General features: G+C 63.0%; 1 protein-coding gene. It reads right to left on the minus strand.

The genetic code is table 11. From position 1 onward, the window contains the following. Positions 1-536 (minus strand): FAD-dependent oxidoreductase (locus ENZ75_RS33600; protein WP_128278692.1); only part of this gene is annotated, 536 nt, incomplete at its 3' end. Positions 537-633 lie beyond the last annotated feature (97 nt).

Below are 633 nucleotides of genomic sequence, written 5' to 3' on the forward strand. Positions count from 1 at the left end.
AGGTGGCTCGTCGTGCCTGCCATCGCCGCGATCTCGTCGCGCGAAACGCGTCGCGCAGGCACGTAGCCATGCGCCGCCAGCTTGTTCAACGCGTCGTCCCAGGCGCCAAGCTGTGCTTCGCACGTCGCGCCCCAGATCCAGCCGATGCGATCGAACCAGGCGTCGATCGCCTCGACCTTGCAGAAAGCCTCGATGCCGCCGATCGCGGCTTCGGATGCCTTGATGATCGAAAGCGCGTCGGTTCCGTCGCGCAGGGCGACAAGCGCGCTGTATTTGGTCCATGCCGAAAGCACCATTCCGGAATTGCGGCCGCTCGGGCCACCACCACAAATGTCGCGCTCTAAAATGACAACATCGAAGCCTGGATTGTGCTCCTTGAGGCGGATGGCCGTCCACAATCCAAGATACCCGCCGCCGACGATGCAGATGTCGGCCTGCGTTGCCTCTTCGAGCGGAGGCGCAAGGTCTGGGTCCTCGGGCAGGACCTGCCGCAGCCAATGGCTTCGCCAAACAATGTCCTTTTCCGTCAGTTGCATCACGATGCGCCTCTGGCCGACAGGCGGCGCTCCACCAGCCTGACCCAAAGGCTGGCGCCAATCGGCAGGATTGCGTCGTTGAAGTCGTAGTTGGTGT

Source organism: Mesorhizobium sp. M7A.F.Ca.CA.002.04.1.1, assembly GCF_004022805.1.
In the GTDB taxonomy this organism is placed as follows: domain Bacteria; phylum Pseudomonadota; class Alphaproteobacteria; order Rhizobiales; family Rhizobiaceae; genus Mesorhizobium; species Mesorhizobium ciceri.